Here is a 24,890-nt window from a genome sequence, read left to right as displayed (position 1 = left end):
TACCTCATCAGATCAGCCTTTAACAGCTCCTGAAAGTCCATCCGAATAATACCTTTGCATGAATACAAACAGGATCGCGATCGGAATGGAGATGCATACTGCACCTGCTGCAAAGCTAGTGTACCATTTATCAATATACTCTTTCTCAAGCATCTTCCACAAACCAACGGATACTGTATAGTATTTGGCATTTGCACGGCAGATTACCTTTGCAAAGATGAAATCCAGCCATGGATTCAGGAAAGAAGTAAGAACCGTATATACAATAATCGGTTTACTTAATGGTATGGTTACTTTTGTAAATACCTGGAATCTGGTAGCGCCATCAAGGTATGCCGCCTCATCCAGTGCCTTGGGAATGGTATCAAAGAATCCCTTGGCGATCAGAAATTCTATACCTGCGCCACCACTGTATACCAGGATCAGTGCCACACGGATCATGGCGCCGTCTGTCAGGTTCAGAACCTTCAGAATATAATATACGGCAACCATGGACATGAATGCAGGGAACAATTTCAGGATCATTGCCACATTCATATATGGTTTACGCATTTTGAAACGAAGTCTTGAAGTACAGTATGCCATGGAAAGTACAAAGAAAGTGGAAATCAGGCATACGAAGCAGGCAATAATAAATGTGTTTTTAAACATCTGTGGGAAATCAAGGTTCTGTGTATCCGTAAACAGCCGCGCATAGTTGTGAAGGGTATATCCTTTCGGGAAAAATGTGGTAACATAGGATCCCTTCTGAGAGCTGAAGCTAAGCAGTACGATCCACAGGATCGGGATAACCCAGATCACCGCCAGGACAGCCAGCAATACATGTACGATCGTATCGGAAATAGTCCCTTTTCTCCGCATAGATCCTGTCTTTTTTTCGTTCATTATTGGAATCCCTCCTCATTCTTGTAAGAACCGCTGTTTCTGTATGTAACAAGTGATACGATAGCCAGAATCACGAATGTAAGGATACCTACAACTGCGCCTACATTGAAATACTGCTGATCAACGGTCAGCTTGTACAGCCATGTTACCAGAAGATCGGTCTTACCTGCTGTATAGCCTACCGGAACCGGTTCGCCCTTGGTCAGAAGGAAGATCACGTTAAAGTTGTTGATGTTTCCGGTAAAGGTTGTAATAAGGTATGGGGTTGTAACAAACAGCATGTATGGAAGGGTGATCTTAAAGAAGATGGTAACGGAATTGGCTCCATCCACTTTTGCAGCCTCATACAGGTCATTTGGAATATTCTGAAGGATACCAGTTACCTGCATCATGGTAAATGGAATACCGATCCACAGGTTGACAATAATAACCGTCACTCTTGCCCATGTAGGATCAGACAGAAACGGCAGCGGGCTGTTGATGATCCCTGCATTCTGCAGCATAACATTGATCAGGCCGCTCTCTCTTAACATACTTCTCATAAGAAGTAAGGATACGAACTGGGGAACTGCTGCGGAAAGCATGAAGCAGAATCTCCAGAAGCCTTTGATCCTTGTAGTTCTTCTGTTGATAATGATTGCCAGCAGCATTCCAAGGATATAGTTCAAGAATGTTGCGAACACTGCCCATACCAGAGTCCATCCAAGCACTGACCAGAAGGTCTTGCCAATGGTGTTCCCCATGCCAAGCACGGTAGCAAAATTCTTCAGCCCTACCCAGTTAAACAGGGTCAGATGGTCTCCTACCTTACTGTAGCTGGTAAAAGCCATACAAATCATAAATACAAGAGGCAGGATAGTAAATACAAGAATGCCGGTAATCGGCGGTGTAAGAAGTGTCCAGTGCAGCTTCTGATCAAACAGTTTTTTGAAATCCTCACGGAAGCTGTTCACATGTTTGCCTTCTTTTGTGCGGCACTCTGCCTCATAGGCGCTCTTCATATTTGCCCGCCAGGTCACGATGAACAGACCGGTCAAAAACACGGTAGCAACGCCATAAAGGAGAAACAGGAGCGTCATGTCTCCTGCTGTGTATTCGTAGATACCTTTTGCTTCATTCCACACCTCTTCCTGTGCATTTCCGCCCAGTGTAATGAAGTGTTCCAGATTTGTGATACCGCTTGTCACCATGAACCAGATATATGCTGCTTCCATGGCAAGGAACAGCAGTCCCTTAATCACCTGCTTATGAGCAATGTTCCCGAATCCCATAATGATCATGGAAAGTTTTGTGGCTGCATTTCCTTTGGTAATGGCCTTACTCACCTTGTAAGGTTCATCAAATTGTTTTGCTTTCTTTTTCCAGATTGCCATACTTTTCCCTCTTCTTTTTTCATCACTAAGGGCATTGCCTCAATATCTATGTGGCAATGCCCTCAGGTCATTTCAGTTTAAAAGTTTAATTATTCAACTGCGGAGGTGTTCATGCTTGTGTTGAAATTCTCTGTCATTTCAGCAGCATTGTCATGAGTAACTTCTCCGTTTACAAGGGATTTACCAAAGTTCTCTGCCGGTGTCCAGTAGTTATTCATAGCTGTTACGAATGGCTGAATAATAGATGTTGTATTGAATGTATCATTCTGTGCTGTTACAAGAGCGTCGCTGCTGATTGCTTCGTCTGCAAGGAGCTCTGTGTTGCAAGGAATCACACTTCTCATCTCATAGTGAGCTTTCTGTGCATCTGCGCTTCCAAGGTAGCTTGCAAGAGCTACAGCAACCTGTGGGTATTCGCAGTTCGGGTTTACACCGATTGCTTTGGATCCTGCAAAGGATTTCAGCTGTTTCTCTTCTCCGTTGATAGTAACGGTTGGAAGAGCTGTTACGCCAAAGTTGTCGCCAAGTGCTTCTTTTACTGCTGCTGCATCCCAGGATCCTGAGAAGACTGCATTGATAGAACCATCACGAAGACCGGAAAGGCCAGATCCATCAGCATCGTTTGTGAAGTTTGGATTAGCAACAAGGTCTACCAGATAATCTGTAACCTGTGTTCCTTTATCGCCGGAGAAGTCAACACCAGCAGCTTCATCTGTTCCGTCCTCACCAAACAGTGTACATCCGTTTGCTACATAGAAGGAAGCAATGTACCAGGAATCTGTAAGTTTGAAGGAAACCTTTCCTTTTTCAAGCATTGTATCAAGGCTCTTCACATCATCATCGCTGAATACGGATTTATCATAGTACATAAACCATGTATTTGTTGTGAAAGGAACACCATATACTGCACCGTCAATGGATACAGAATCAACGATCTCCTGTGAGTTTGTCTCTTTAATAGCTGCCTCTGTGTCACCACCAAGTCTGGAAATTGCGTTAGAAGAAACCAGATCCGGCAGATTGTCGTTTGCAAACATATAAACATCTGCAGCGCCTTCAACGTCCTGTGTTACGGTGGCTTTTGCTTCGCCCTCCGGGCAAACGCCATACTCAAAGGTCAGATCCCAGTTCGGATGAGCTTCATTGAACTGATCGCACATTGTCTGAAGCCACTGTCCGTTCTCCTCTGCCTGATCCTCTGAAGGTCCCCATACAGTAAGGGTGGCTGTGATCGCTTCCTCATCGGAATTTGCCTCTTCTGCAGCTACCATATTCAGGCTTCCTGCTGTCATCATTCCTACTGTCATAGCAGCAGTCAACATAACTGATACAACTTTTTTCTTCATACTTAAATATCCTCCTTATTATCTTACATATCCATGTCTGGATTGCTTCCTTTGATGGTGTTATTATAACAAGAAGAAACTTTGTGTGAATATATGAAAAATCCAAGAATCATATAAATATTCGAGGTTTTTAGAATTGGATTTTATGCAATTAGCCATGTTTACACCAGTTATCTCCAATGTTAAAATACAAAATAGCACATTTATTGAATGGATTATCGAGAGGATTTTTCTTATGGAAATGGAAAGCGACATACTTGAAGTATGTGTGGATTCCACAGAATCTGCCCTGGCAGCCCAGGAGGGTGGTGCATCCAGGCTGGAGCTTTGTGGTAATCTTGTGATTGGCGGAACCTCACCCAGTCCCTGTCTTTTTCAGGAAGTACAGGCGGCTGTGGAGCTTCCTGTCCACATACTGATCCGTCCCAGATATGGGGACTTCTGTTATACAGAGCATGAATTTCATATCATGCTAAAAGAGATCGAGATGTTCCAAGACCTTGGCGCCCAGGGGGTTGTGATCGGTGTGCTATGTCCGGACGGTACTCTGGATCTGACACGCATGAAGCAGCTGATCCAGGCCGCCGGAGATATGTGTGTTACCCTGCACCGGGCCTTTGATCTTTGTGCAGATCCTTTTGCTGCTATGGAACAGGCAAAAGAGCTTGGCATACATACTATCCTGACCTCTGGTCAACAGAATAACTGCTGCCAGGGCAAAGAACTGCTTCGCCAGCTGGTGAGCCATGAAGAGGGCCGTATCAGCATCATGGCAGGCGGTGGGATCAATCCTCAGACTTTAAAAGAGCTTTTACCTTACATCGGTGCCCATGCCTGGCATATGTCCGGTAAGGCCCTTTTTCAAAGTCCTATGACTTACCGTAAAAAAGAGATTTCCATGGGTGCCGCATCCCTGGATGAATTTCAGATCCTGCGTACCAGTGCATCTCAGATTCGTCAGGTCAAAGAAATCCTGACTCATCATAAGGAGGCTTATCATGTTTCTTGAAAACAACCGTTCCAGAATCGAAAAACAATTTGAAACTTTTTGCCAGAAGCTTCCTGGCATTGCAGCTCACATAAGCAAAAGAATGGATGCACTGAATCCGGATGTGATTCTTGCGCTGAAATACCTTTATGTATGTATGCCCTATAGCGATGCAGGCAATTATTCTTTTGATACCTTTCTGGATTTTGCCTGGCAGGGGATTTATCTTTGGAAAAACTCTCCATATAGGTCTCAGCTTTCCGAAGAGCTGTATCTGAATTATGTTCTTTTTCACAGGGTCAACGAGGAAGAGATCAAGCCTTGCCGTACCCTTTTCTGGGAAAAGATCAACAAACGGATCCAGGGTCTTTCCATGAAAGAGGCTATCCTCGAAATCAACCATTGGTGCTGTCAGGAAGCCATGTACCAGTCCACTGACTGCCGCACCAGCTCTGCACTGGATGTTTACCGTCATGGTTTTGGCAGATGTGGGGAAGAGTCTGTATTTGCAGTAAATGTACTGCGAAGTGCAGGGATTCCTGCCAGACAAGTGTATGTGCCCAGATGGTCCCACTGCGATGACAACCACGCCTGGGTGGAGGTATGGTGTGACGGTGACTGGCATTATCTTGGTGCCTGTGAACCGGAGGCAGACCTGGATCGGGGCTGGTTTACCAATGCAGCTTCAAGAGCCATGATGATCCGTTCCCGCTGGTTTGACAAGATTCCGCCAGAGAATGAGGATGTGATCGGTATGGATGATGTGAATCTGATGCTGAACCAGCTTCCCAGATATGCCCACACCAAACGGATCACCATCCATATAACAGATCTGGACGGATGTTCTGTCCCAGATGCGGATGTCCGTGCTGAGATCCTTAATTATTCCCAGTTTACCCCTGTTGCCAGGCTTCGTACAGATGCCAATGGCTGTGTTTCTTTTGTTACAGGCTTTGGCAGTCTGCATATCTGTGCCGTTTATGGAGAGACCTATGGTGAATGCCTGATCAACACCAGAGAGGACGACCATTTTGAGTGCATGCTGGGAGAGGGCTTTCTTGAAGACGAATGGGAAGACTTTAATATGACCGCCCCGGATGACACGGTAGGAAACCTGGAACCATTTCCCGCAGATCTGGAAAAAGCAAATAATGACCGGGTTGCTGCCGAATCTGCCAAATGCAGACATAAAGCAGCCAAGTTCCAGCCTTTATGGCGCAACTGTCTTTTTGGCCACGAGCTGAAGGTAATGGAAGAACTGATGTCTGTCCTTTCCGAAAAAGACCAGAAGGATGTTTATCCTGAGATTCTGGACGAGCACTACCGAGAGGCCTCTGTGTACGGCGAAATGTTCCCCAGAGATTTCTTTCTTCATTATATATGGAATCCCAGGATTGATGATGAGATCCTGACCAAATGGCGTAGAAGCATTTTGGGCTATTTTTCACAGGAGCAACAGGATCAGTTCCGCAGCAAACCTTTCCTGATCTGGCAGTGGATTGAAGATAACATTCAGGAAAATGACCAGCAGGAAAGAAGAACTGTTTATACAACCCCGGCTGCTGCCCTACGCCTGAAAATTGCAGGAAGCCGATCCCGTGCCATTCTTTTTGTAGCAATTGCCCGTACTCTTGGAATTCCTGCAAGACTGAATCCTGAGGATGGTGCCATGGAGTACTGGGAAAACAAAGGTTTTGCACAGATCCATGAAAGCCGCAGGAAGGATGCCCGTCTTGTTATTACCGGTGAAGAGCAGTATGACTGGACCTATTCCAGGAACTGGGCCCTTGCAAAGGCTGACAAAAACGGCTATCTTTTTTTCCAACTGGAGGATATTCCCTGGCAGAAGACAGGTATCACACTGGATGTAGAACCTGGCTATTATCGGGTGATCACTTCCAACCGGCTGCCTTCCGGTACTATTTTCGCCAGCCGCTATGATTTTCATGTAGCGAAAGGTGAAACTCACAGGATTAGCCTTCGTCACAGAAATATCCATCCGGATCAGATGATGAACCCTCATCCGATTCCAGATTTTAATTTAAGGGATCAGGCTGGCAATACGGATACCATTTCCCGGATCACCGATGGTACGCGAAGGATCCTGTTCTGGTTAGATCCTGGCAAAGAGCCAACCCAGCATATTTTAAATGAACTTATGGAAATGGAAGATGATTTTTCAGCTATCCAGAACCAGCTGATATTTATTCTGGAGAATGAAGAAGCTGCCATGGAATCTGTATTTCGTCAATGTTTGCAGGTCTTCCCTAAGGCTGGTGTTTATTTTGCTTCTTTCGGAAAAGAAAAGGAAATGACTGCCAGAAAGATGTATACAGATTCTGACAGACTGCCTCTGATGGTGATCACAGACGGGGCACTCACCGGATGTTTTGCATCCGCAGGATATTCTGTAGGCATGGCAGATATGCTGTTGAAGATTTTCAGGTTGTAGTTTTAAGCAAACAAGCAGACCGGTAAGAAAGTTATTACATATGTCATTTATTCCGGTGGGATTACTGACGTAAAATCCGAATTGGACTGCGGATTATACACTTATCGGATACAGCCAATTTATCTAAAAGATAAAAATGCAGATGACATATTCCAAAAACTAATACAAAAACAGAGCAATAACGAAAAATTCACCGAAAATGATTACGTTGCTCTTTCTCTTTCTCCATTGATGTCTGGGAATATGAGCCGTAAAGAAATGTTCAAAACAGCAATAAATCTAACAAAACCGAGTAATGAACTTATAGCAGAAAAAACAAGAGCTATACTATATGCTCTGGCAGATAAGTTTTTGGATAAGTCAGATTTAGATGAGATCAGGGAGGTAATGCGAATGACCAGACTGGGACAGATGCTAATGGACGATGGCATGGAAATTAAAGAACTGGAAAACATCAAAAAGTTAATGAAAAACACGAACTGGACTATCGAACAAACAATGGATATGCTTGAAATTCCGGAAGAAAAAAGAGATAAGTACCGTAAAACAATAGTGCAGAACAATTAACAACATTCGACCGCCCCATTGACATTTTATACAGTTCAATGGGGCGGTCTGATGTTTACATATGTGTTTTCGTATCTTTATCCTTTTAGGCGCTCACTCTTTATGCGTCCGATCTGGAATAGGAATTCCGCATCTGGCTGCTCAGCTCAAACAATACTTTATCCAAGGTATCTGCTGTCTCCCGCTTTAACATATCTGCGATCTGCTGATTTCCCTCTTTCTTAAGTTCCATCTGTCTCTTCGTATCGGTTTCTTTTGCAAGCAGACGGTCATATTTGCAGATCAATTCATGACCTTTGGCCATTACCTTTTCCTGATAACGCTCAATATGGAATACTGATTTTTTGTAGGAAGCATCTGCCATAGCTGCGATCAGACGGCTGGACCAGTAGAAATTATCTGTAGAAACCTGACCTGTGGTATTGGAAAGGTATTCCGGTGTTTCCTCAATATCTGCGTAAAATGGCACAAGTACATTAAATGCATTGGAAGCAAAAGCCACCCATTCCAATGTATTATGGGATTTCTCCATGCCCGGGCGCATCTGGATCACAGACAGAAAATCGTTCCGATTAATGCCAATAGAACGGTACGCTCCCTTCATAGAAGGATCTCCATAAGCACCGTATGGGTCATATGGTGTTCCCTGAAAATGAGAGGAAAGTACATACTTCACATCCTCTACTGTCACCTTTTTCTCAGGAACCAGACACCAGGGAATGTCATCCGATGCAGGTGTATAGTCCGCATCTGCTCCATCCCATTTATATGTATGGGGATTCAGATAACGCTCCATGATCCAGGCTCTTGGTGTATTGTATACATGGTCAGCGTCATCATGGCTGCCAAAAGCATCTCTTGGGTTCAGCACTCCGTCCCAGGACAGATCAAGATGGTTCTCATTTATAAATTCCCTCATATCAGAAGAACACATATATTCCTTCTCAGTGGAAAGAGCGTCCTCAAGATCAAACTGATCCAGGCCTAGCTGATTCGGCATAACTACATACACATCATCCGGCACACGGCGCGCGATCCAGTGATGACCACCAATGGTCTCCAGCCACCAGATCTCGTCCTGATCCTGGAATGCGATTCCGTTCATCTCATAGGTGCCATACTTCTCCAAAAGGCTTCCCAGACGTTTCACCCCTTCTCTGGCGCTGCGAATATAAGGAAGTACAATATAAACCAGGTCTTCTTCTCCCAGCCCTCCCGGGATTTCAGGTGTATCCTCACCTGCCGGCTGATAGGTCACCAACGGGTCAGCGCCAAGAACGCGAGGATTGGAGGTGATCGTTTCTGTAGCTGTCATACCTACGCCAGCTTCATTCACGCCGCTTGCAGCCCAGATCCCCACTCCTTTTACTGCGTTTGGCATAGCTGTGTATCTCATGGGATCAGATGGCAGCTCTACTTCCACATGAGAAAGCTCTGATCTGTATTTCACAGGCTGATCCTCTGGATGGATCACCACAAATTTCTTTGGTGTAAAATGTCCGGAGCCTGAATCGTCATTCCTGGCGATCATAGTGGATCCGTCATAAGATGCTTTTTTCCCAACTAATATAGTCGTACAACCCATTATAATTTCTCCTTTTCCTTAAAATTAAAAGTGTATCCACATTTTTGCACAAAGATAAAGAGGATATCCACATTCTTCTGCAAATTTCTGAATATCTGCCTGCATGAGGCATTCTCCTTATCCTGCCAGGTGCAGTACCTGGATCAGTAAAATCCAGCCAAGTCCATAATAAGTAACAACAGCCACAAGGTCGTTCACCGTAGTGATAAGCGGTCCTGAAGCAACTGCAGGGTCAATATTGATCTTCTTAAAGAACAGCGGAATGCATGTACCTACTGCACTGGAGATCAACATTGCCAACAGCAATGCCACGCCGATACATCCGGAAACTGCATAGGAAAACAGCAGGGTTTTCCCTTTAAAGAGGTAAATATAAAGCCCGATCACAGCAAAGGACAATATACCAAGAAGACCGCCGTTACATAAACCGATCTTCATCTCTTTAAATACCAGCTCCACCTTCTGCTTGCCAGTCAGGGACTCATCCATCAGTACGCGGATGGTAACAGCCAGTGACTGGGTACCAACATTACCGGCCATGTCCAGGATCAGTGACTGAAAGGCCATAATAATAGGCAGCTGGGTAACTACATGCTCAAATACTCCAACCACAGAAGATACTACCATGCCCAGGCCCAGAAGAACGATCAGCCAGGGCATACGTTTCTTCATACTTTCCTTAAGCGGCTCCTTCAGGTCCTCCTCTGCAGTCAAGCCGGCGAACATGGCGTAATCTTCACCCATCTCATCATCTACCAGATCAATGATATTGGCAGATGTGATCACACCCAGAAGCCGGTTGTCATTATCCAGTACAGGAACGGAATCCTCGGAATAATCCTTCAGTTTTTCGATACAATCATCAATATCCTCTTCAGCATACACATATGGATAAGAAGTGACCACCAGCTCCTCAAGTGCCCGATCCTGCCTGGCAATGATCAGATCCTTCAGGTCAATGGCTCCGTAAAACTTCTGCTGCTCTGTTACCACAAACAATGTAGAAATATTGTCATTCTTGGCCGCCTGCTCTACCAGGCTGCTCATTGCCTGTTTCACAGTCAGATTCTCACGGATAATGATACAGTTGGTGGTCATCTTGCTTCCGATCTCATCATCATCAAAAGAAGCGATCACTTCAATATCATGACGTACTTCATCATCCATCAAATCCAGAAGAAGACGTTTTTTCGCCTTATCGATCTTGTGCAGCACTTCCACAAGGGCATCTGTCTCCATCCTTGAAAGGATCGCAGCCCCTTTCTTCACGTCTATTTCTTTCAGGTATTCTGCTGCATTATCTGAATCTGTATACTCAAAAATATCTGACAGCATATCCATGTCCAGGATACGATACAGCTTACATCTTTCCTGTACGGTCAACTCCGGCATAACCTCTGCCAGGTCATTCGCATGATAATCTTCCAGCCTGCTGCACATAACAGCAGGGGATGTATTGCTTCTGATAATTTTCAGGATCTCTCCGGTATAATCCTGCGTTCTTTTTTCCATCCTCTTTCCTCCATTTCCGGCAAAGGGGTAGGGCATCCCCTTCCTTAGCCATTTTCTGCTGTAAATGGACACCAAAATAAAGCAGATCTGTCTTCCGCTTCTAAAATGTGATGTTTAAGAATACCACTGGCATTCTTGCTGCGAAATGTGTGTCATCTCACATCGGATATAATTTATCTTCAGGGATTCATAGGATAAGAAAAAAGAATTGATAGAATTAAAACAGAACAGAAGAACAGTGCTGCTTCAAGGGTATCAAATTTTCCCATCCTATGCTACTACTTCGCCCATGAGAATCACAACTGTCCACTCTGTTCACCTGCCTTTTTTTCTGAAATAAGAATGTCTGACATTATATGTAAAAAATCCACATCATTAATATCATTCCATTACACAAGACATTCTATACGCTTTTTTCACAAAAAGCAATAATAAATTTCGTCTTACTTCATAAATAGCCGGGCATCAATAAATACCCACAAAAGATAAATCATTGATTCTTTTTCAAAAATCTCCACAACGTAGACCTGCTGATTCCTAACCGATCTGACGCAGCGCTTTTATTCCCCTGTTCTTCTTCAAGGACCTTGCATACAATATCATAATTAATTTTATCCAATGTTTGATTAAGATCTAAATTAATATTTGCATCCTCCGCCTTTTCACTCACTGTAGCAATAATATTTTCCTTTTTTAAAACAGTTTGAACTTCGTCAACATTAAGCATACTGCTTTGGCTTACTGTAACCAATTCTTCCATCACCCGTTGAAATTGCGTATAATTATGCGGCCATTCATAGTCCTCCAGCAACCGTAAAGCATCCGTTTCGATTCCTATCAATGGTTTCGTCAGCCGTATATTCATATAATTCAGATACTTATTTGCAAGCAAACTTATCTGATTTCTGCGAAAGCATAATGGTGCAACAAATAAACATACACAACATAAAGCTTCGAGAATGTTTTTTCCTGTTTCCGTCACAGAGCCCTGTTTATTACAAACACCGGAAAAAATAACCCGATTTCTTTTGCAAACATTCATCTCTAAAAGATTAGCAATAAGCTGACATCGCTGAATCACTGACAGTACATCTATATTTTTAAAATAAATTGTACATCCATCCTGCGCCATTGGAGAATTGTGATGATCCATAAGATAATCCCATGCTTTATTATTCAGCATATATGAATCAATCACAACAAGGGGACGATTATTCCATCGACTCTGTAAATACACATATTTGCAAATTTGTTCCTTACAGGTTCCATCTTCTCCATAAATCAGCAATGGTTGATCACTTTTATTGACCAGCTCAACCTCCTGATAAATATCAGGATCCATTCCAACCACGCCATAAATACTGTCATTAAACTCTTTTTGTGCTTCTTCCTGGCCTAAATAACGAATTCCACGGCGAATATCAGGCAATGATACCTTATTCTCCGTAAAATAATATACGGTGTATTCTTTCTGGGTAATATACTCCTTTGTTAAATGTATAGAATATCTGATATTACTGATCTGCTTTATAATGTGACAATCATCTCCGCTGAACTGGCGATTTCTTTCTTCTCTTAAATAAGTAATTATAGGCTCATTGTTATTTTCCAGGGTTGAGAGAAAAATTTCTCCATTTTCATCAAAAACAACTGTATGATTCATATGTTTCCAGATAAGATTCCGTAAAAAACGATTTTCTTCTCTTAGGTTTTGATGCGTATAATACAATTGACGCGCCCGCATGAAGGCTGCCTCAACACATTCTTTCCCTGCTTGTATAAGCACTGCATTCAAGCCAAGCTTTAAAGCTGTGGTATAAGCAATCATATCTCCAATAACCATATGATCCCCTGTAGATGGGACTGTCTTTAAAAGATTTTCAACCTCACTCTTATCGTTAATGGATAACGTATTAATCTGGGTTTTCATAAGCTGGCAAATCGTATCAACATTGCTGATGATATTAGGGAATCCTATGACAGTGCAAGTTTCAGAGACATTTCCGCCAACTCGCATGGCACGTAATACATCGAGGGGAGATGTTTCAATCTCAATCACTGGGATATCCAACTGACTTTTAAGCATAGACGCAGTACCACCACGCGAAATAATAATATCATAATCATTATAGAAATTATGACGTGCAAGAAGAAGCCCCTGTCCAAGATTTCCAACAAAAGCATTACACTCAATATCATCAAACAGCTTTGCAGTTTCAAGCAAAAGTAAACGCATGCCTTCATAAGGTGCAATAGCAAGTATACGTATTTTTCTCATATCTCTCCTTATTCAAAATCCGCAAGATAACCCTCTTCATCAAAATCCCAGAAATATGGATCACTGATTATTTGAACATTTAGATTGTCACGAATATCCGGAATCAGGCTTGTGGAAATTTCCAATTCACTTAATGACAATGTGTCACGAATCCTGGCTACCCGTGCTTTTTTAAAATCTATTTTCGTACAGGTACGTATCGCAACTCTGATTGCTTCATAATCATTATTCTGATACATCGGTATTTTCCCGCCATCAATCATGGTATTGGTTGTAAGATTTACCCATGTGCTTTCCCAATCAACAGAATTAAGACACTTTCGTGTTGTTATATCAGCAAGGCCTAATCCGCAGGCATTATGATGACTCTGCTCTGTAAGTCCTCGGATCATAAGACGTTTTGTATGAAAATCGTCTTTGAAATACGGCATGAACCCACGTCCTGTCACATTTGGATCAGCACCCTCACCGGAAATATTTTTACCGATTCTATCTACAATAAGAAGGTCTATGTTATCGAAAAGCATTCTTGGAAATCTTCTTCTTGCAATTTGAAGAAGCTCTTTATCTCCTTCTATAATTTTCTCCTTAGGATATACTTCAATTTCTGATATTTCATCATAAGCATTTTGCACGACTCCAACGCCAAACAGCACCGGAAGTTTACTAAGAAAAACTTCTGCTGTCATTGGAATTCTCTTTGCAAAAGTATCAAATCCCTGTGCATGAAACATGGAACAACCTTTATGCTTGGCTAAGCCAATCGCCATCATTTTAAGTAACCCACTTTCATGCTCGCCTTTAAAATCTGTATGAACTTTAACTTTGTTATACAAAACAATCCCGTCAGCTTCAGCCGCATATTTATCACAATATACAGGTGTTCCAACAGCATCATTAATAGAGCCAATCTGAACAACCTCCATACTTGCAAGAATCGGTACGCCCATTGCCTCTTCCGTTATTCCGTAACCATTTATAATTTCAAGATTTCCTTCTACAGTACCACCGCCATGGCTTCCCATAGCCGGCACAATAAATGGCTTCGCTCCCCATTCCTTCAACTTGTCGCAAATAGTACGAACAATTTCCGCATTATGAGGTATACCGCGACTGCCAACCGTTATCGCAATTCTTTTTCCTTTAGCATTTGCAGCCATTTTAGATTGTTCCAGCTTTTGCTGTAAATGTGAAGTAATGTCTTCTATTTTGTCATCCTCAAATTTTTGTCTGATCCTTACCATCTGAGGCATCGGTACTGAATCTATACCTTGAATCGGAAAACTGATTTCTGGAAAATTAATATTTTTCATAGCTGATCTCCCCTTAATTTAAAAAGAAGATCTTCTCCAACATTGTACTTGTGTAAAAGAAGATCTTCTTTAATAGTTTATATTACTCTACTATTGCATATGCTCGACATGGCGAACCGCCACAACCCAACAATTTTAAAGGTACTGCATGAAGTTCCACTTCTTTATATTCAAGCACTTCATCAGGAAATGTTAATTCCTCTAACAACCATACCTCATTGGAAAGTAAGATTTCGTGACAGGGTCTTCCGGTACCCTCATACCATCCGCCCATACTCATTCCATCAATACCAACACCTTTAACACCTTTGTCCAGAAGCCATTTAGCGCCTTCGCCGGAAAGATATGGCCAATCATTATAATATTCTTTACTGAATCCACGTTTCTTATACCACCCAGTGCAAAGCAGGACAATCTTGCCTTCTGTGATCAGATCTTCATATGGAAGAAGATCCTTGACTCCGATGGCATGGCAGCCGGATACACCTGTCAGATTAACAATTACAGCCTTCCCTATAAATTTATCCAGAGGAATCTGATCAATTGTTTTCATATCTGGGAAGAAATGGAACGGCGCATCCAAATGAGTAGCTGTATGGGTATTCATTCTGATAATTTCTGAAGTATACCCTTCCACACCAACAACAGTTTCATGAGTAACCGTTGTTTCTTTGTATGTTGGCCAACCTGGGCATGAACTGTAAACAGGCTGTGTTAAATCAAAAATTTTCATTCTATCACCTTCTATTATTCAGCTTTGGATTCTGGGAATACGTTCTCTTCCAGCTGTTTAGTCACATCATCATCTTTGCAATTTTCTGCTGTTACCAGAAGTGTAGGAACATCGATTTCCTCTTCCGGATTCTCTCCATTAAAGATCTGCTGTGCAGTCTGAACTGCATATTTTCCCATAAGTGCAGGCTGCTGAATTGCTGCTGCAAGGAGTTCTCCATTCTCAATGCTTGTTACTGTCTCAGGTGTTCCATCGAATCCACAAACGATAACAGAATCTCCTTTATCTGCGTTCTGCACTGCCTTAACTGTACCTAAGGTCGGCTCATCCATATGAGTAAAGATAACTGCAAGATCGTCATATGTTGTCAAAAGATCAGAAGCAATTCCTTCAGCCTCAGCACGCGTAAATTGGCTCATCTGCTTGTAATCTGCAAGTTCTACATCAAATTCCTCCAGTGCGGCATTAAAGCCCTCATATCTTGCCTTAATATTATTTCTAGCCATGGATCCTGTGATCTGTGCAGCTCTTCCAGTAATATTATTGTCTTTCATATACTGAAGAACATACTCTCCTAATTCCTGAGAACCATCTGCATTCGGAGTAACAATCAGAGTTTCATAAGTTCCGGAATCTGTTCCGATATCAGCAATAACAACCGGGATCTCAGCTTCTTCTGCAAGTGACAAAACAGCCGGGCAGGATGAGCTATCGGTTGGTGAAATGATAATCAAATCAGCACCTTTAGAGATTGCATCCTGAGCGTTCTGTAACTGTGTTTCACTGCTGTTTTTAGAATCATAAACCTGAACTGTTGCATCCATTTCTGAATCAATTACTTCATTCTCGATACCGTTTGCAAGATATCTCCAGAATGGAAGATCCAAGCCAGGGGTAAGATATGCAATCTGCTTTGTGCCTTCCGCAGCCTCATCCGCATTTGCGCATACCGGCATAGACATTACCATAACACCACAACATAATACCGCTACCAATCTTTTCTTCATTTTTGTTTCCTCCTTAAATTATATTTTTTCTTATTTATTTCTTTTGCTGGCTAAGCTTTCAGCCAGTACAGCTACAATAATTACAACTCCTGTTACAGAGCCCTGCCAGAATGGATTGATTCCAAGCAGATTTAAAGCATTTCTTAAAAAGCAATACAGTAATACACCAATAAATGTTCCCGGAAGTATTCCTTTTCCTCCAGCCATACTTACACCGCCAATAACTGCTGCGGCAATGGAATCCATCTCCAGCCCGGATCCTGTAGTCGGATCCACAGCCATTAATCGAATCATATTGACCATAGCAGCAAGACCACACATTAAACCTGAAATAATATAGCATAACATTGTATACCAATTAACATTTATACCAGATAACCGTGTAGCCTCTTTGTTGGAGCCGATCGCATAAGTAAATCGTCCAACCTTAGTGCTTGACATAATCCATGTCATTAAGATATACAGAACAATCATAAAAATAATATATACACGAATATCCAGTATTTTATAGTTTCCTACAGTGCCAAGCGCAGGCGGAAAGCCTGAAGCTGAATTTCCATCAGAGCAAACATAGGTTAATGAATTACAAATTACCTGTGTACCCAATGTTGCGATAAACGCCGCGATTCTAAGATATCCAACCAAAAAGCCATTAATAAAGCCTACCAGAACAGAAACTCCCAAAATAATCAATATTCCCACAAAGAGGTTCTGTGTCCTGGACATGTACATTCCGCCAAGCATTCCACTCAGACCTATAATCATTCCAACGGAAAGATCAATTCCACCGGATACAATAACAAATGTTTGTCCAATTGCCAGAATGGCGGTTACTGACATCTGTGATAACACACTAAGCACATTCGATTTGGTGTTAAAAGAAGGTGAGGCAAAGCTCATTATGATATAAAACACCAAGAATACAATTAACATAGATAATTCTGAACGGTATGTCTTAAAAAAACGTGCCCTCTTCTCATTTTTCATTTTCGTTTCCTCCTATGGTTGCCAGTTTTGTAATCCTTTGTTCTGATACCTCTGTATGATCCAATTCTCCGGCCAGTTGTCCATCTCGCATAACTAAAATCCGATCACACATGCCTATTACTTCCGGTTGCTCCGATGAAACCATCAATACAGTTACACCTTCATCTGACAACCGATTGAGAATCGCATATATTTCCGATTTAGATGAGATATCAATTCCACGGGTAGGTTCATCAATAATCAGAATCTGTGGATTCATAAGCATCCATTTTCCAAGAAGAACTTTCTGCTGATTTCCACCGCTCAGGCTGTCACAATTATCATGATGGCTTCCCATTTTAATGTTTAGTTCTTCCTTCATTTTTGCAGCATTATCTACGCTTTTTCTTTTATTTATAATGACGCTTTTTTGTATACTCTGAAGCACCAGCGAGATATTGTCTGAAATGCTTTCATCCAGAATCAGTCCATCGTATTTTCTATCTTCAGGAACAAAACCCACACCTGCCAGAATTGCGTTTTTTACTGTCAGGTTTTTAAGTTCTTCACCGTGAATTAAAACTCTTCCTGCTTTCTTCTTATCAATACCGAAAATACATCTGACAAATTCTGTTCTCCCAGCGCCAACAACACCTGTCAGCCCCACAATCTCGCCTTTCCGCAATTTCAGGCTTACATCCTTAACCCGTCCGTTAAAATCAGATATATGTTCTGCCTCAAGCACGATCTCATTTTCTTTACAAGCTCCAAATGTCCTGGAACCATACAAGTTCTTAATCTCACGGCCAACCATTGATTTAACCAGATCATTTTCTGTAAGATCTTTTATATTTGCACCATTAAGAATTTCTTTTCCATCACGAAATACTGTAACTCGATCGGCAATTTCAAAAATTTCTTCGATTTTATGAGAGACAATAATAAAACCGATATTTTTCTCAGCCTTCAATTGACGTACAATAACAAATAACTGCTCTACCTCATTCGGTGATAGTGCTGCAGTTGGTTCATCAAGTATAATAACTTTTGAATCTGCATCTACAGCTTTAAGAATTTCCAGTACCTGCATTTGTGCAATGGATAAATTTTTCACCTTTTCATAAATGTCCAGATTTGCTCCAAGATCAAATAATCCAAGCAGCTCTTTTGCATGCGAGTACATTTTACGTTTGTTTAATAAAAAGCCATTGTAATATTCTTCATTTCCAATAATTAGATTCTCTGCAACCGATAAATCCGGCAGAAGATTAAATTCCTGTAAAACGATAGAAATACCTTTAGATTTTGCAGCTTTAGGATTTTCAACTGTTATTTTCTCGTTTTCAAAAAATAAATCTCCTCCATCTGGCTGATGAATACCTGCAAATATCTTTCCCAGAGTAGATTTACCTGCCCCATTTTCTCCCATTAAGGCATGAACCTCTCCGGCCTTTAAGCAAAAAGACACGCCGCTTAAAGCCTGAGTTCCGCCGAAACGCTTGGAAATATTCTCCGCAACCAATATTCCGTCTTTTTGACTTCCCATATTTAACACTCACCTCCGCAATATCTAAATTGATTACTGAGTTCTGTGATTTGCTAATGTAATTGCATAATCAATGGCATTTGTAAGACTAAGCTCATTAGCTGTTCCTGATCCAGCATGTCCAAATCCTGTTCCATGATCAACACTGGCACGAATAATAGGAAGTCCTAATGTAACATTTACACCAGCAACTGCATCCCAATGTTTCTCTTTTTTGTTATATACAAATCCTTTAACCTTTAACGGGATATGACCCTGATCATGATACATAACCACAACTATGTCATACCATCCTCCAATTGCTTTTGAAAAAACAGTATCCGGCGGTGTTGGTTTGCCTTCCGGAATATAGATTCCCTCGCTCATGGCCTGATCTATAGCTGGCTGGATCTCTTCTATTTCCTCTGTTCCAAACATTCCGTTTTCACCACAATGTGGATTTAATCCGGCAACACCAATTTTAGGTTTTTCAATACCCAGAGCCTTACATCCATCATTTGCGATTCGAATGCATTCAAGAACACGGTCTTTTTTTACCCTATCGCACGCCTCACGCAGAGAAACATGGGTTGAAACATGTACCACTCTTAACTCCTCGTGTGCCAGCATCATGGTATATTTATCTGTTCCTGTATATTCTGCATAGATTTCCGTATGGCCTGAATAATGATGGCCTGCCATATTAATTGCTTCTTTAGACAGTGCATTAGTAACTGTAGCGTCAACTTCTTTAGCCATTGCTAATTCAATTACTTTTTTTACATACTGGAAAGATGCTTCACCACCAATTTTGCTTGCTCCAATTCCAAATGGCTCTGGCTTGTCCATGTCAAGAGAATCAGGAATAGAATCTGCTGGAACCAGCCCAAGATCTAACAGATCAATCGTTCCATATTCATATAATGCATCTTCAACCTTTTGAATCGGATGTAATTTCAAATCTGTTCCCCTTAATTTTTTTGATACTTGAAGCGCATATTCCATACTAGTCAGATCGCCTACTACCAAAGGTCTGCATCTATCATACAATTGGGGATCACTCATAGCCTGTACTGTTATTTCCGGACCATTTCCAAAAGGATCACCCATCGTTATTCCTATTATCGGCTTATTGAACATACTATTTTCTCCTCTCATTTTCTTTATTCCTCCATAACACTATAGGAAGAATTATGTATAATATTTGTAAGGTTCAACAACAAATCATCTTCTCCGAAACCACCAGACTTTGAAATCAAATTATACGTTTGACAGTTGTAATTAAATTGTGAAAGAACCACTCCTGGAATAAGTTCACAAATTGGGATTATGGTACTTTGATTAATACAATCCATAAAAGACATTAACGTATCTCCGCCTGTTACTAAAATTGTACTTGTTATTCCCAAACTTATAAGTTCCTTCAAAATATTTCCCATAACATTCGCAATATAATGTCGTGCGTCTAATAAAGAAATTTTATATTTCTCCATATATTGCGAAGTTCTTTCTTCATCCTTTACTCCGCATTCAATAATCATGTTTTGATGAACCTGAAATTCTGTTTTCCATTTCTGAATTTGCAACCCACCTTTTTTACTTTTTATCCATGATGGTTGAAGCTTTTGTTCAGGCGAAAGTGCCACCCGGTAAAATCCATTTTCCGATGCTTTATCCAACTGACGAATGGTAACACTGTTTATGCTTCCACATATTACCAGTAATTTATCAACAAAAAACGGTAACATTTCATCATGGTTCTTTATTTCTAAAAGCTGAAAAAGGATTCCTGCAAAACCTGCACAGCCTGCCACAAAGTGAAGTTGATCCTTCTCTTTTAAGATCTTCCCAAGATTCTGCATGTCTTCCTGAGTTTGGCTATCATATACATAGATTCCTTTTTTTACATAATCCAATTGGTCATTTCCCTGTAAAACAGGAATATCGCTTTGTTCTGCAATAATCTCATTTATGGAAGATTTTTTTACTGGTTCAAATGGATCCTTTCCAAATACGCTTTCAGCTACCGGCACCTTATTGATATAATGAATACCATTTACAGTTGTACGCCCCATCTGAGGAAAGGCCGGAATATAATGAATACTATGCGATCCAGTTGCTTTCCAGAATGCAGTCAATTCGCTTCCGATATTTCCCCGCATGCCAGAATCGTTCTTTTTGTAAATATATGAAATTTTAAGCTGTAAAGCTAATTCTACAATGCTATAGACAATGTTATAAGCGTCCTTTGGATCCAAATGCCTGCTTTCTGTATCTACAATCAATACTTGAAGATCCTCAAGGAATACTTTTCGAAGTTTTTGCATATCCCCCTTATACACAAACACCATTGATTTTTGTGCCCGGAATTGCACTCCTGTGTCTAATGCACCGGTAAAGTCATCTGCAATTACAAGTAATTTAACCATTTCATTTTCACCACCAAACTGTTTTGATTTGCAACGCTTTCTTTCAAAATATTATTGAGCAATTGCTTCAAAATATGTTTATTACCGATTTACATATACCAGGTTATCAGTAATTGGTTAAAACTACTAATATATTCTCATCTATTTGCATTTATTTAAGCATTTTTATCTCTTTGGTTCAATTCTACAGAATGTTGTTTTGTGTATTATTTTGAAACACTTCGTAAAAAAAGTGTAATAGAATGGAATTTTGAAATACGACCAGTTAAGTAGAAAAAGAGTCAGATTATCTTTTTTTAATGGACTAACAGTCTTAAATTGATTATACTCAAACTATAAGGTGTCAGGGTTAAAAGTCCCAGACTCTGAGTCTTTTAATATTTTATGAATACTTGATTTTGGAGGTTTTTACAATGAATACAGCTAATTTTGAGCCTGTGATCCGCAAATGTACCCCAGAAGATCTGGATAAGATCATGAAGCTGCAGGAGCATATCTGCCAGACTATGGAAGATACCCGCCTTTTTGTTTCCACCAGCCGGGAAGAAAACAGAGATTATCTTATCTATCCCAATACCATCCTGGGAGTATTTGACGGAGAAAAGCTGATTGCCTATGGTTCCCTTGTTTTTCCAAATGATTCACCGGAGAATATTGGCTGGGATCTTGACTGGTCCAGAGAAAAAATATTTCACTGTCTTACACTGGACACCATCGTGGTAGATCCTGATTACAGGGGCCACGGTCTGCAACGGACCCTGATCCGCAGCTGCGTTGCCTATGCACTGGAATTAATGCCGGATGCCACTGTTCTGACTACCGTATCTCCGTTTAATAAATTCAGCCTTCACAATGTACAGGCAGAGGGCTTCCAGATCCTGAAGCGTAAGGAAAAATATGGCGGTTATGACCGCTACATTCTTGGATATACCAAGGCTCCGGACAAAGAATTCCCTGCCTTTGAGCCAGGTCCGGATGCAGTGATCCTGCCCATGGAAAATATTTTACAGAATCCGGAGCTTCCCACAGGCTGTGAGTCTGTAGCGCTGACCATGGTGCTGAATTACTATGGACAGAAGCTTTCCAAAACCACCATTGCAGATGAGTATCTGATCCGCGATCCGGGGAATTTTGTAACTGCCTATAAAGGAGATCCTTACCAGATTTCCGGTGATGGTATTTATGCACCAGGACTTACCCAAACAGCTGCCAGGTATCTGCAGGCAAATCACTGTCCTCAAACAGCAACAGACCTGACCGGCACTGAATTTACAAAGCTTTATCAGTACCTGGACAAGTCTGCACCTGTAATCGTATATAATTCTGTTTACCTGAAAACACCGATAGATGTAGCTTCCTATACACTCTCCGGAAAAACCTGGCATTTTTACCATAATGAACACTGCGTGGTTCTTTGCGGATATGATCCTGCAGGGCACATGGTCCTGATCAACGATTCCCTGTCCGGCCTTGTGTGGCGCAGTGAAGAAGCGTTCGCCAGGATCTACGACCAGCTTGGCAAAATGGCCGTGCTGATCCGTTAGGGAAGGTCAGCTGGGGGATTGACTCCCAGCTGATATAACCATTTCCTTGGTGTTTTCTACCTCATAGGAAGCAAAGCCTTTTTCCTCTGACTCGATCTCACCGGTCTGATTGTCATATGGGTCAATGGGCATAAAATCTTTTTTAACAGCAAAATCCTGCTGAAAAGCATTATTTGCCACCATCCGGTAGGTCTCCAGATTTCCGAAATAGAATCTGCGCCGCTGTTCATCCCCAGAGGCGTAAGCGGAACCTCCAAAGGATGGGTCTGCATAAAGCCATCCATAAGGCTCTACGTAGAACATTGCCCAGTCATGTGGCCCTACATATGCCGGATTTGCATAAAGACCGGACTGCCACTTGGCAGGTATGCCGCAGATCCTGCAAAGCGTAATAAATAAAAGTGCCTGTACACCGCAGTCGCCCCTAAGGTTTCTTGCACAATACTGGGGAATATCCGTGATCAGTGAATACTCTTTCATGTAAGAATATTGTACCTTTGTGGTAATGTAATCATAGATCCTTCTGGCAATTTCCAGAGGATCTTTTTCTTCCCCTGCGATCTCCCTGGCAAGGGAAGTAAGATAAGGGCTGAACCGGATATGAGGATATTGTTCCTTCAGATATTTCTCCATTCCTTCTGGCACACTGCTTTTCTTTACCTCATCAGACCACAGATCCACATATTTTGCAGTTACTGTATATTTATACTCCACAAAGAATGTACGGTTTTCCTGAAGCTGATCCTGGAAACAGATAGATCTGTACAGGGAATCCGGCTTATCAATGCTTACATTCCCCTGTGTATGATCCAGGATCTGAACATCTGAAATCTGATATGCTTCTGCCGGAATCGGAAGATGCACCTTTACCTTCATTCCAGGCTTAAACTGTTCATCCTTTAAACGGATCGTAGCACGGATGCGGAAGCTTTCCTTTGCCTCCCCCTGTTCACGGATCTGCTGAACCTTCTGAAGCAGCAGCTTTTTATCCTCCGAAATCTTTTCATAAATCCCTGCACGTTCCCGGATATCATCATCTTTGTCCATAATATTCCGCATAAGATTGTGGATATAATGCTTTTCTCCATTGATATAGATCCATTCTGCCAGGTTTTTCGATTCCATTTTCCTGATATCCTCTTCAGAAAAATCCGGAAGCTTTTCCTTAAAAAGGCGGATCACATCTGCCTTTGTATACGGAAATTGCTTTGGCAGTTCTTCCAGAATAAATTTTTCATAGCGAAGCCTTGTTTTTAATTCTTCCCCAATTGGCTGCTCCAGCCAGCGATCTGCTGCTTCCTTTGCTTTTTCCAGATCTCCGAAATCCTTATATTTCAAAACATCCTCCGGCAGCTCCAGTGCCAGAGATTTCAATTCTTCTCCTGAAAACCTTCTCATACAAATACACTCCCACATCCTGTTATTTTCTGTGCCAGGTCTTCCCTGTAATCTTCATCCTCTTCCCGCAGACTGTTGATGGTTACATAAGGTGTTTTCACATAGCCTGTGGAATGGATGTACTTTCCATTGCCAAGATAAAGGGCCACATGTCCCGGAAAAAAGATCAGATCTCCTGTTTTCAGATCCTCCTGTTTCACCGGAGACACTGGAAATTCTTCACGAATTGACGCATCCCTGTAGATCAGAAGTCCACTGTTCAGATAACTCATAAAAGTAAGTCCGGAACAGTCGATTCCCTGAGAAGATTTCCCGCCCCAGCGATACTGGGTGCCCATGTATTCCAGTGCGCTTTCCTTTATCCTCTCACGGAAGGTCTCTTCTTCTACTGCAAGTCTTTGTCTCATTGCGTGAAAATAGCCTTTTCCTTCTGTATTTTTCTCTGACAGATAGCCATCATCCTCTTTTCTTTCACGAAGATTCACGGTATGGATGAAACCTTCCCGGCCTGCCCCACTTCGTACCTTACTCCAGCCTGGAACAACTTCTTTTTCCAGAAGCTCTACGATACAGCTTTTCAATAAAAGCTCCAGCGGAAGTCCCTGCACCTTTGGTGCATCCAGAAGATCTGCTTCTGAGATCCCCAGCCTGAAAAACCGATCTTTATCCTGTCGTTTTTCCAGTTCGTCTTCTGTGATGGGTTTTATTTCTTCTTCTTTTACATAACCGGAATATCCATAATGGGTTTCTATCTTCAGATACTGCTTTCCAGGAAGCTTTTCTAATACCTTCACAGCCCATCCGGAGAAAATCTCATCTTCGATTCCGCTTAAGTTTTCTCCATTTTCATTTTCAGCCTCTGCCCTAAGATAAGCATGCTCTGCAGTCACAATTGCAAGATACTCTTTCATGTTTCAGATCCTTTCTATTTCAGATCTTTTCTGTTTTAGATATTTTCTGTTTTAGATATTTTTTTAGATTTTTTCTGT

The 24,890-nt window shown here is 41.6% G+C and carries 19 protein-coding genes; 4 read left to right on the top strand and 15 right to left on the bottom strand.

Annotation, left to right across the window (positions count from 1 at the left end):
• Nucleotides 1–12: 12 nt before the first annotated feature.
• From AB5916_RS11950 to AB5916_RS11940, 3 genes are all read right to left on the bottom strand, one after another.
• Nucleotides 13–885, bottom strand: a complete 873-nt coding sequence (locus tag AB5916_RS11950; protein WP_158420807.1) for a sugar ABC transporter permease — start codon at nucleotides 883–885, stop codon at nucleotides 13–15.
• Nucleotides 885–2,258 (bottom strand): carbohydrate ABC transporter permease, encoded by a 1,374-nt coding sequence (locus AB5916_RS11945; protein ID WP_368191042.1) that lies wholly within the window; start codon nucleotides 2,256–2,258, stop codon nucleotides 885–887. The genes AB5916_RS11950 and AB5916_RS11945 overlap by 1 nt, the downstream gene beginning before the upstream one ends.
• A gap of 89 nt (nucleotides 2,259–2,347) precedes the next feature.
• Nucleotides 2,348–3,604 (bottom strand): extracellular solute-binding protein, encoded by a 1,257-nt coding sequence (locus tag AB5916_RS11940; RefSeq protein WP_368191041.1) that lies wholly within the window; start codon nucleotides 3,602–3,604, stop codon nucleotides 2,348–2,350.
• Between the two features lie 235 nt (nucleotides 3,605–3,839).
• Between AB5916_RS11940 and AB5916_RS11935 the strand changes: the two genes are divergently transcribed.
• The 3 genes from AB5916_RS11935 (at nucleotide 3,840) to AB5916_RS11925 (ending at nucleotide 7,611) form a co-directional block, all read left to right on the top strand.
• A complete protein-coding gene (locus AB5916_RS11935) occupies nucleotides 3,840–4,613 on the top strand; it encodes a copper homeostasis protein CutC (protein ID WP_368191038.1) in 774 nt (257 codons plus the stop codon).
• Complete coding sequence (locus AB5916_RS11930) at nucleotides 4,603–7,044, top strand: transglutaminase domain-containing protein (protein ID WP_368191037.1); 2,442 nt, start codon at nucleotides 4,603–4,605, stop codon at nucleotides 7,042–7,044. Before AB5916_RS11935 ends, AB5916_RS11930 begins: the two co-directional genes overlap by 11 nt.
• 81 nt (nucleotides 7,045–7,125) lie before the next feature.
• Nucleotides 7,126–7,611, top strand: coding sequence for a hypothetical protein (locus AB5916_RS11925; protein WP_368191033.1), 486 nt, complete (start codon nucleotides 7,126–7,128; stop codon nucleotides 7,609–7,611).
• Nucleotides 7,612–7,711: 100 nt separating this feature from the next.
• Here AB5916_RS11925 and AB5916_RS11920 read toward each other — a convergent pair whose 3' ends face one another.
• The 10 genes from AB5916_RS11920 to AB5916_RS11875 form a co-directional block, all read right to left on the bottom strand.
• Entirely contained in the window at nucleotides 7,712–9,196 is a 1,485-nt protein-coding gene (locus AB5916_RS11920; RefSeq protein ID WP_158420818.1) for a C69 family dipeptidase, read from the bottom strand.
• A 117-nt stretch (nucleotides 9,197–9,313) separates the two neighbouring features.
• Entirely contained in the window at nucleotides 9,314–10,708 is a 1,395-nt protein-coding gene (mgtE, locus tag AB5916_RS11915) for a magnesium transporter (protein WP_368191031.1), read from the bottom strand.
• A gap of 490 nt (nucleotides 10,709–11,198) precedes the next feature.
• Complete coding sequence (locus tag AB5916_RS11910) at nucleotides 11,199–12,986, bottom strand: PrpR N-terminal domain-containing protein (RefSeq protein ID WP_368191029.1); 1,788 nt, start codon at nucleotides 12,984–12,986, stop codon at nucleotides 11,199–11,201.
• Between the two features lie 8 nt (nucleotides 12,987–12,994).
• Nucleotides 12,995–14,299, bottom strand: a complete 1,305-nt coding sequence (locus AB5916_RS11905; RefSeq protein WP_368191027.1) for a lactate racemase domain-containing protein — start codon at nucleotides 14,297–14,299, stop codon at nucleotides 12,995–12,997.
• Between the two features lie 82 nt (nucleotides 14,300–14,381).
• Nucleotides 14,382–15,032 carry a cyclase family protein gene (locus AB5916_RS11900; protein WP_368191025.1) on the bottom strand — a complete coding sequence of 217 codons (651 nt, stop codon included), beginning with the start codon at nucleotides 15,030–15,032 and terminating at the stop codon, nucleotides 14,382–14,384.
• A 14-nt stretch (nucleotides 15,033–15,046) separates the two neighbouring features.
• Nucleotides 15,047–16,039: a substrate-binding domain-containing protein gene (locus AB5916_RS11895; protein WP_368191024.1), complete on the bottom strand. Its 993-nt coding sequence runs from the start codon at nucleotides 16,037–16,039 to the stop codon at nucleotides 15,047–15,049.
• Between the two features lie 30 nt (nucleotides 16,040–16,069).
• Complete coding sequence (locus AB5916_RS11890; RefSeq protein ID WP_368191022.1) at nucleotides 16,070–17,026, bottom strand: ABC transporter permease; 957 nt, start codon at nucleotides 17,024–17,026, stop codon at nucleotides 16,070–16,072.
• Nucleotides 17,016–18,551, bottom strand: a complete 1,536-nt coding sequence (locus AB5916_RS11885) for a sugar ABC transporter ATP-binding protein (RefSeq protein WP_368191020.1) — start codon at nucleotides 18,549–18,551, stop codon at nucleotides 17,016–17,018. Before AB5916_RS11885 ends, AB5916_RS11890 begins: the two co-directional genes overlap by 11 nt.
• A 33-nt stretch (nucleotides 18,552–18,584) precedes the next feature.
• Nucleotides 18,585–19,670, bottom strand: coding sequence for a 4-hydroxythreonine-4-phosphate dehydrogenase PdxA (gene pdxA / locus AB5916_RS11880; RefSeq protein ID WP_368191108.1), 1,086 nt, complete (start codon nucleotides 19,668–19,670; stop codon nucleotides 18,585–18,587).
• A gap of 23 nt (nucleotides 19,671–19,693) precedes the next feature.
• Entirely contained in the window at nucleotides 19,694–20,959 is a 1,266-nt protein-coding gene (locus AB5916_RS11875) for a four-carbon acid sugar kinase family protein (RefSeq protein WP_368191018.1), read from the bottom strand.
• Nucleotides 20,960–21,372: 413 nt separating this feature from the next.
• On the opposite strand from AB5916_RS11875, the gene AB5916_RS11870 reads away from it, so the two are divergent.
• A complete protein-coding gene (locus AB5916_RS11870) occupies nucleotides 21,373–22,503 on the top strand; it encodes a GNAT family N-acetyltransferase (RefSeq protein ID WP_368191016.1) in 1,131 nt (376 codons plus the stop codon).
• A gap of 6 nt (nucleotides 22,504–22,509) precedes the next feature.
• On the opposite strand, the gene AB5916_RS11865 is transcribed toward AB5916_RS11870, so the two are convergent.
• Complete coding sequence (locus AB5916_RS11865) at nucleotides 22,510–23,901, bottom strand: transglutaminase-like domain-containing protein (RefSeq protein ID WP_368191013.1); 1,392 nt, start codon at nucleotides 23,899–23,901, stop codon at nucleotides 22,510–22,512.
• Nucleotides 23,898–24,812 carry a C40 family peptidase gene (locus AB5916_RS11860; protein WP_368191010.1) on the bottom strand — a complete coding sequence of 305 codons (915 nt, stop codon included), beginning with the start codon at nucleotides 24,810–24,812 and terminating at the stop codon, nucleotides 23,898–23,900. The genes AB5916_RS11865 and AB5916_RS11860 overlap by 4 nt, the downstream gene beginning before the upstream one ends.
• Nucleotides 24,813–24,890 lie beyond the last annotated feature (78 nt).

It is taken from the genome of Blautia sp. 1033sp1_1033st1_G9_1033SCRN_220408 (assembly GCF_040929965.1).
Taxonomy (GTDB): Bacteria; Bacillota; Clostridia; order Lachnospirales; family Lachnospiraceae; genus Blautia_A; species Blautia_A ammoniilytica.
Note: the sequence above shows the minus strand (reverse complement) of the source record. Positions and strands in the feature narration are given on the sequence as shown.

Excerpts from the sequence above, each read along its gene's own strand:
- AB5916_RS11950 (WP_158420807.1), bottom strand. The coding sequence starts at position 885 with ATGAACGAAAAAAAGACAGGATCTATGCGGAGAAAAGGGACTATTTCC.
- AB5916_RS11945 (WP_368191042.1), bottom strand. The coding sequence starts at position 2,258 with ATGGCAATCTGGAAAAAGAAAGCAAAACAATTTGATGAACCTTACAAG.
- AB5916_RS11940 (WP_368191041.1), bottom strand. The coding sequence starts at position 3,604 with ATGAAGAAAAAAGTTGTATCAGTTATGTTGACTGCTGCTATGACAGTA.
- AB5916_RS11935 (WP_368191038.1), top strand. The coding sequence starts at position 3,840 with ATGGAAATGGAAAGCGACATACTTGAAGTATGTGTGGATTCCACAGAA.
- AB5916_RS11930 (WP_368191037.1), top strand. The coding sequence starts at position 4,603 with ATGTTTCTTGAAAACAACCGTTCCAGAATCGAAAAACAATTTGAAACT.
- AB5916_RS11920 (WP_158420818.1), bottom strand. The coding sequence starts at position 9,196 with ATGGGTTGTACGACTATATTAGTTGGGAAAAAAGCATCTTATGACGGA.
- mgtE (WP_368191031.1), bottom strand. The coding sequence starts at position 10,708 with ATGGAAAAAAGAACGCAGGATTATACCGGAGAGATCCTGAAAATTATC.
- AB5916_RS11910 (WP_368191029.1), bottom strand. The coding sequence starts at position 12,986 with ATGAGAAAAATACGTATACTTGCTATTGCACCTTATGAAGGCATGCGT.
- AB5916_RS11905 (WP_368191027.1), bottom strand. The coding sequence starts at position 14,299 with ATGAAAAATATTAATTTTCCAGAAATCAGTTTTCCGATTCAAGGTATA.
- AB5916_RS11900 (WP_368191025.1), bottom strand. The coding sequence starts at position 15,032 with ATGAAAATTTTTGATTTAACACAGCCTGTTTACAGTTCATGCCCAGGT.
- AB5916_RS11895 (WP_368191024.1), bottom strand. The coding sequence starts at position 16,039 with ATGAAGAAAAGATTGGTAGCGGTATTATGTTGTGGTGTTATGGTAATG.
- AB5916_RS11890 (WP_368191022.1), bottom strand. The coding sequence starts at position 17,026 with ATGAAAAATGAGAAGAGGGCACGTTTTTTTAAGACATACCGTTCAGAA.
- AB5916_RS11885 (WP_368191020.1), bottom strand. The coding sequence starts at position 18,551 with ATGGGAAGTCAAAAAGACGGAATATTGGTTGCGGAGAATATTTCCAAG.
- pdxA (WP_368191108.1), bottom strand. The coding sequence starts at position 19,670 with ATGTTCAATAAGCCGATAATAGGAATAACGATGGGTGATCCTTTTGGA.
- AB5916_RS11875 (WP_368191018.1), bottom strand. The coding sequence starts at position 20,959 with ATGGTTAAATTACTTGTAATTGCAGATGACTTTACCGGTGCATTAGAC.
- AB5916_RS11870 (WP_368191016.1), top strand. The coding sequence starts at position 21,373 with ATGAATACAGCTAATTTTGAGCCTGTGATCCGCAAATGTACCCCAGAA.
- AB5916_RS11865 (WP_368191013.1), bottom strand. The coding sequence starts at position 23,901 with ATGAGAAGGTTTTCAGGAGAAGAATTGAAATCTCTGGCACTGGAGCTG.
- AB5916_RS11860 (WP_368191010.1), bottom strand. The coding sequence starts at position 24,812 with ATGAAAGAGTATCTTGCAATTGTGACTGCAGAGCATGCTTATCTTAGG.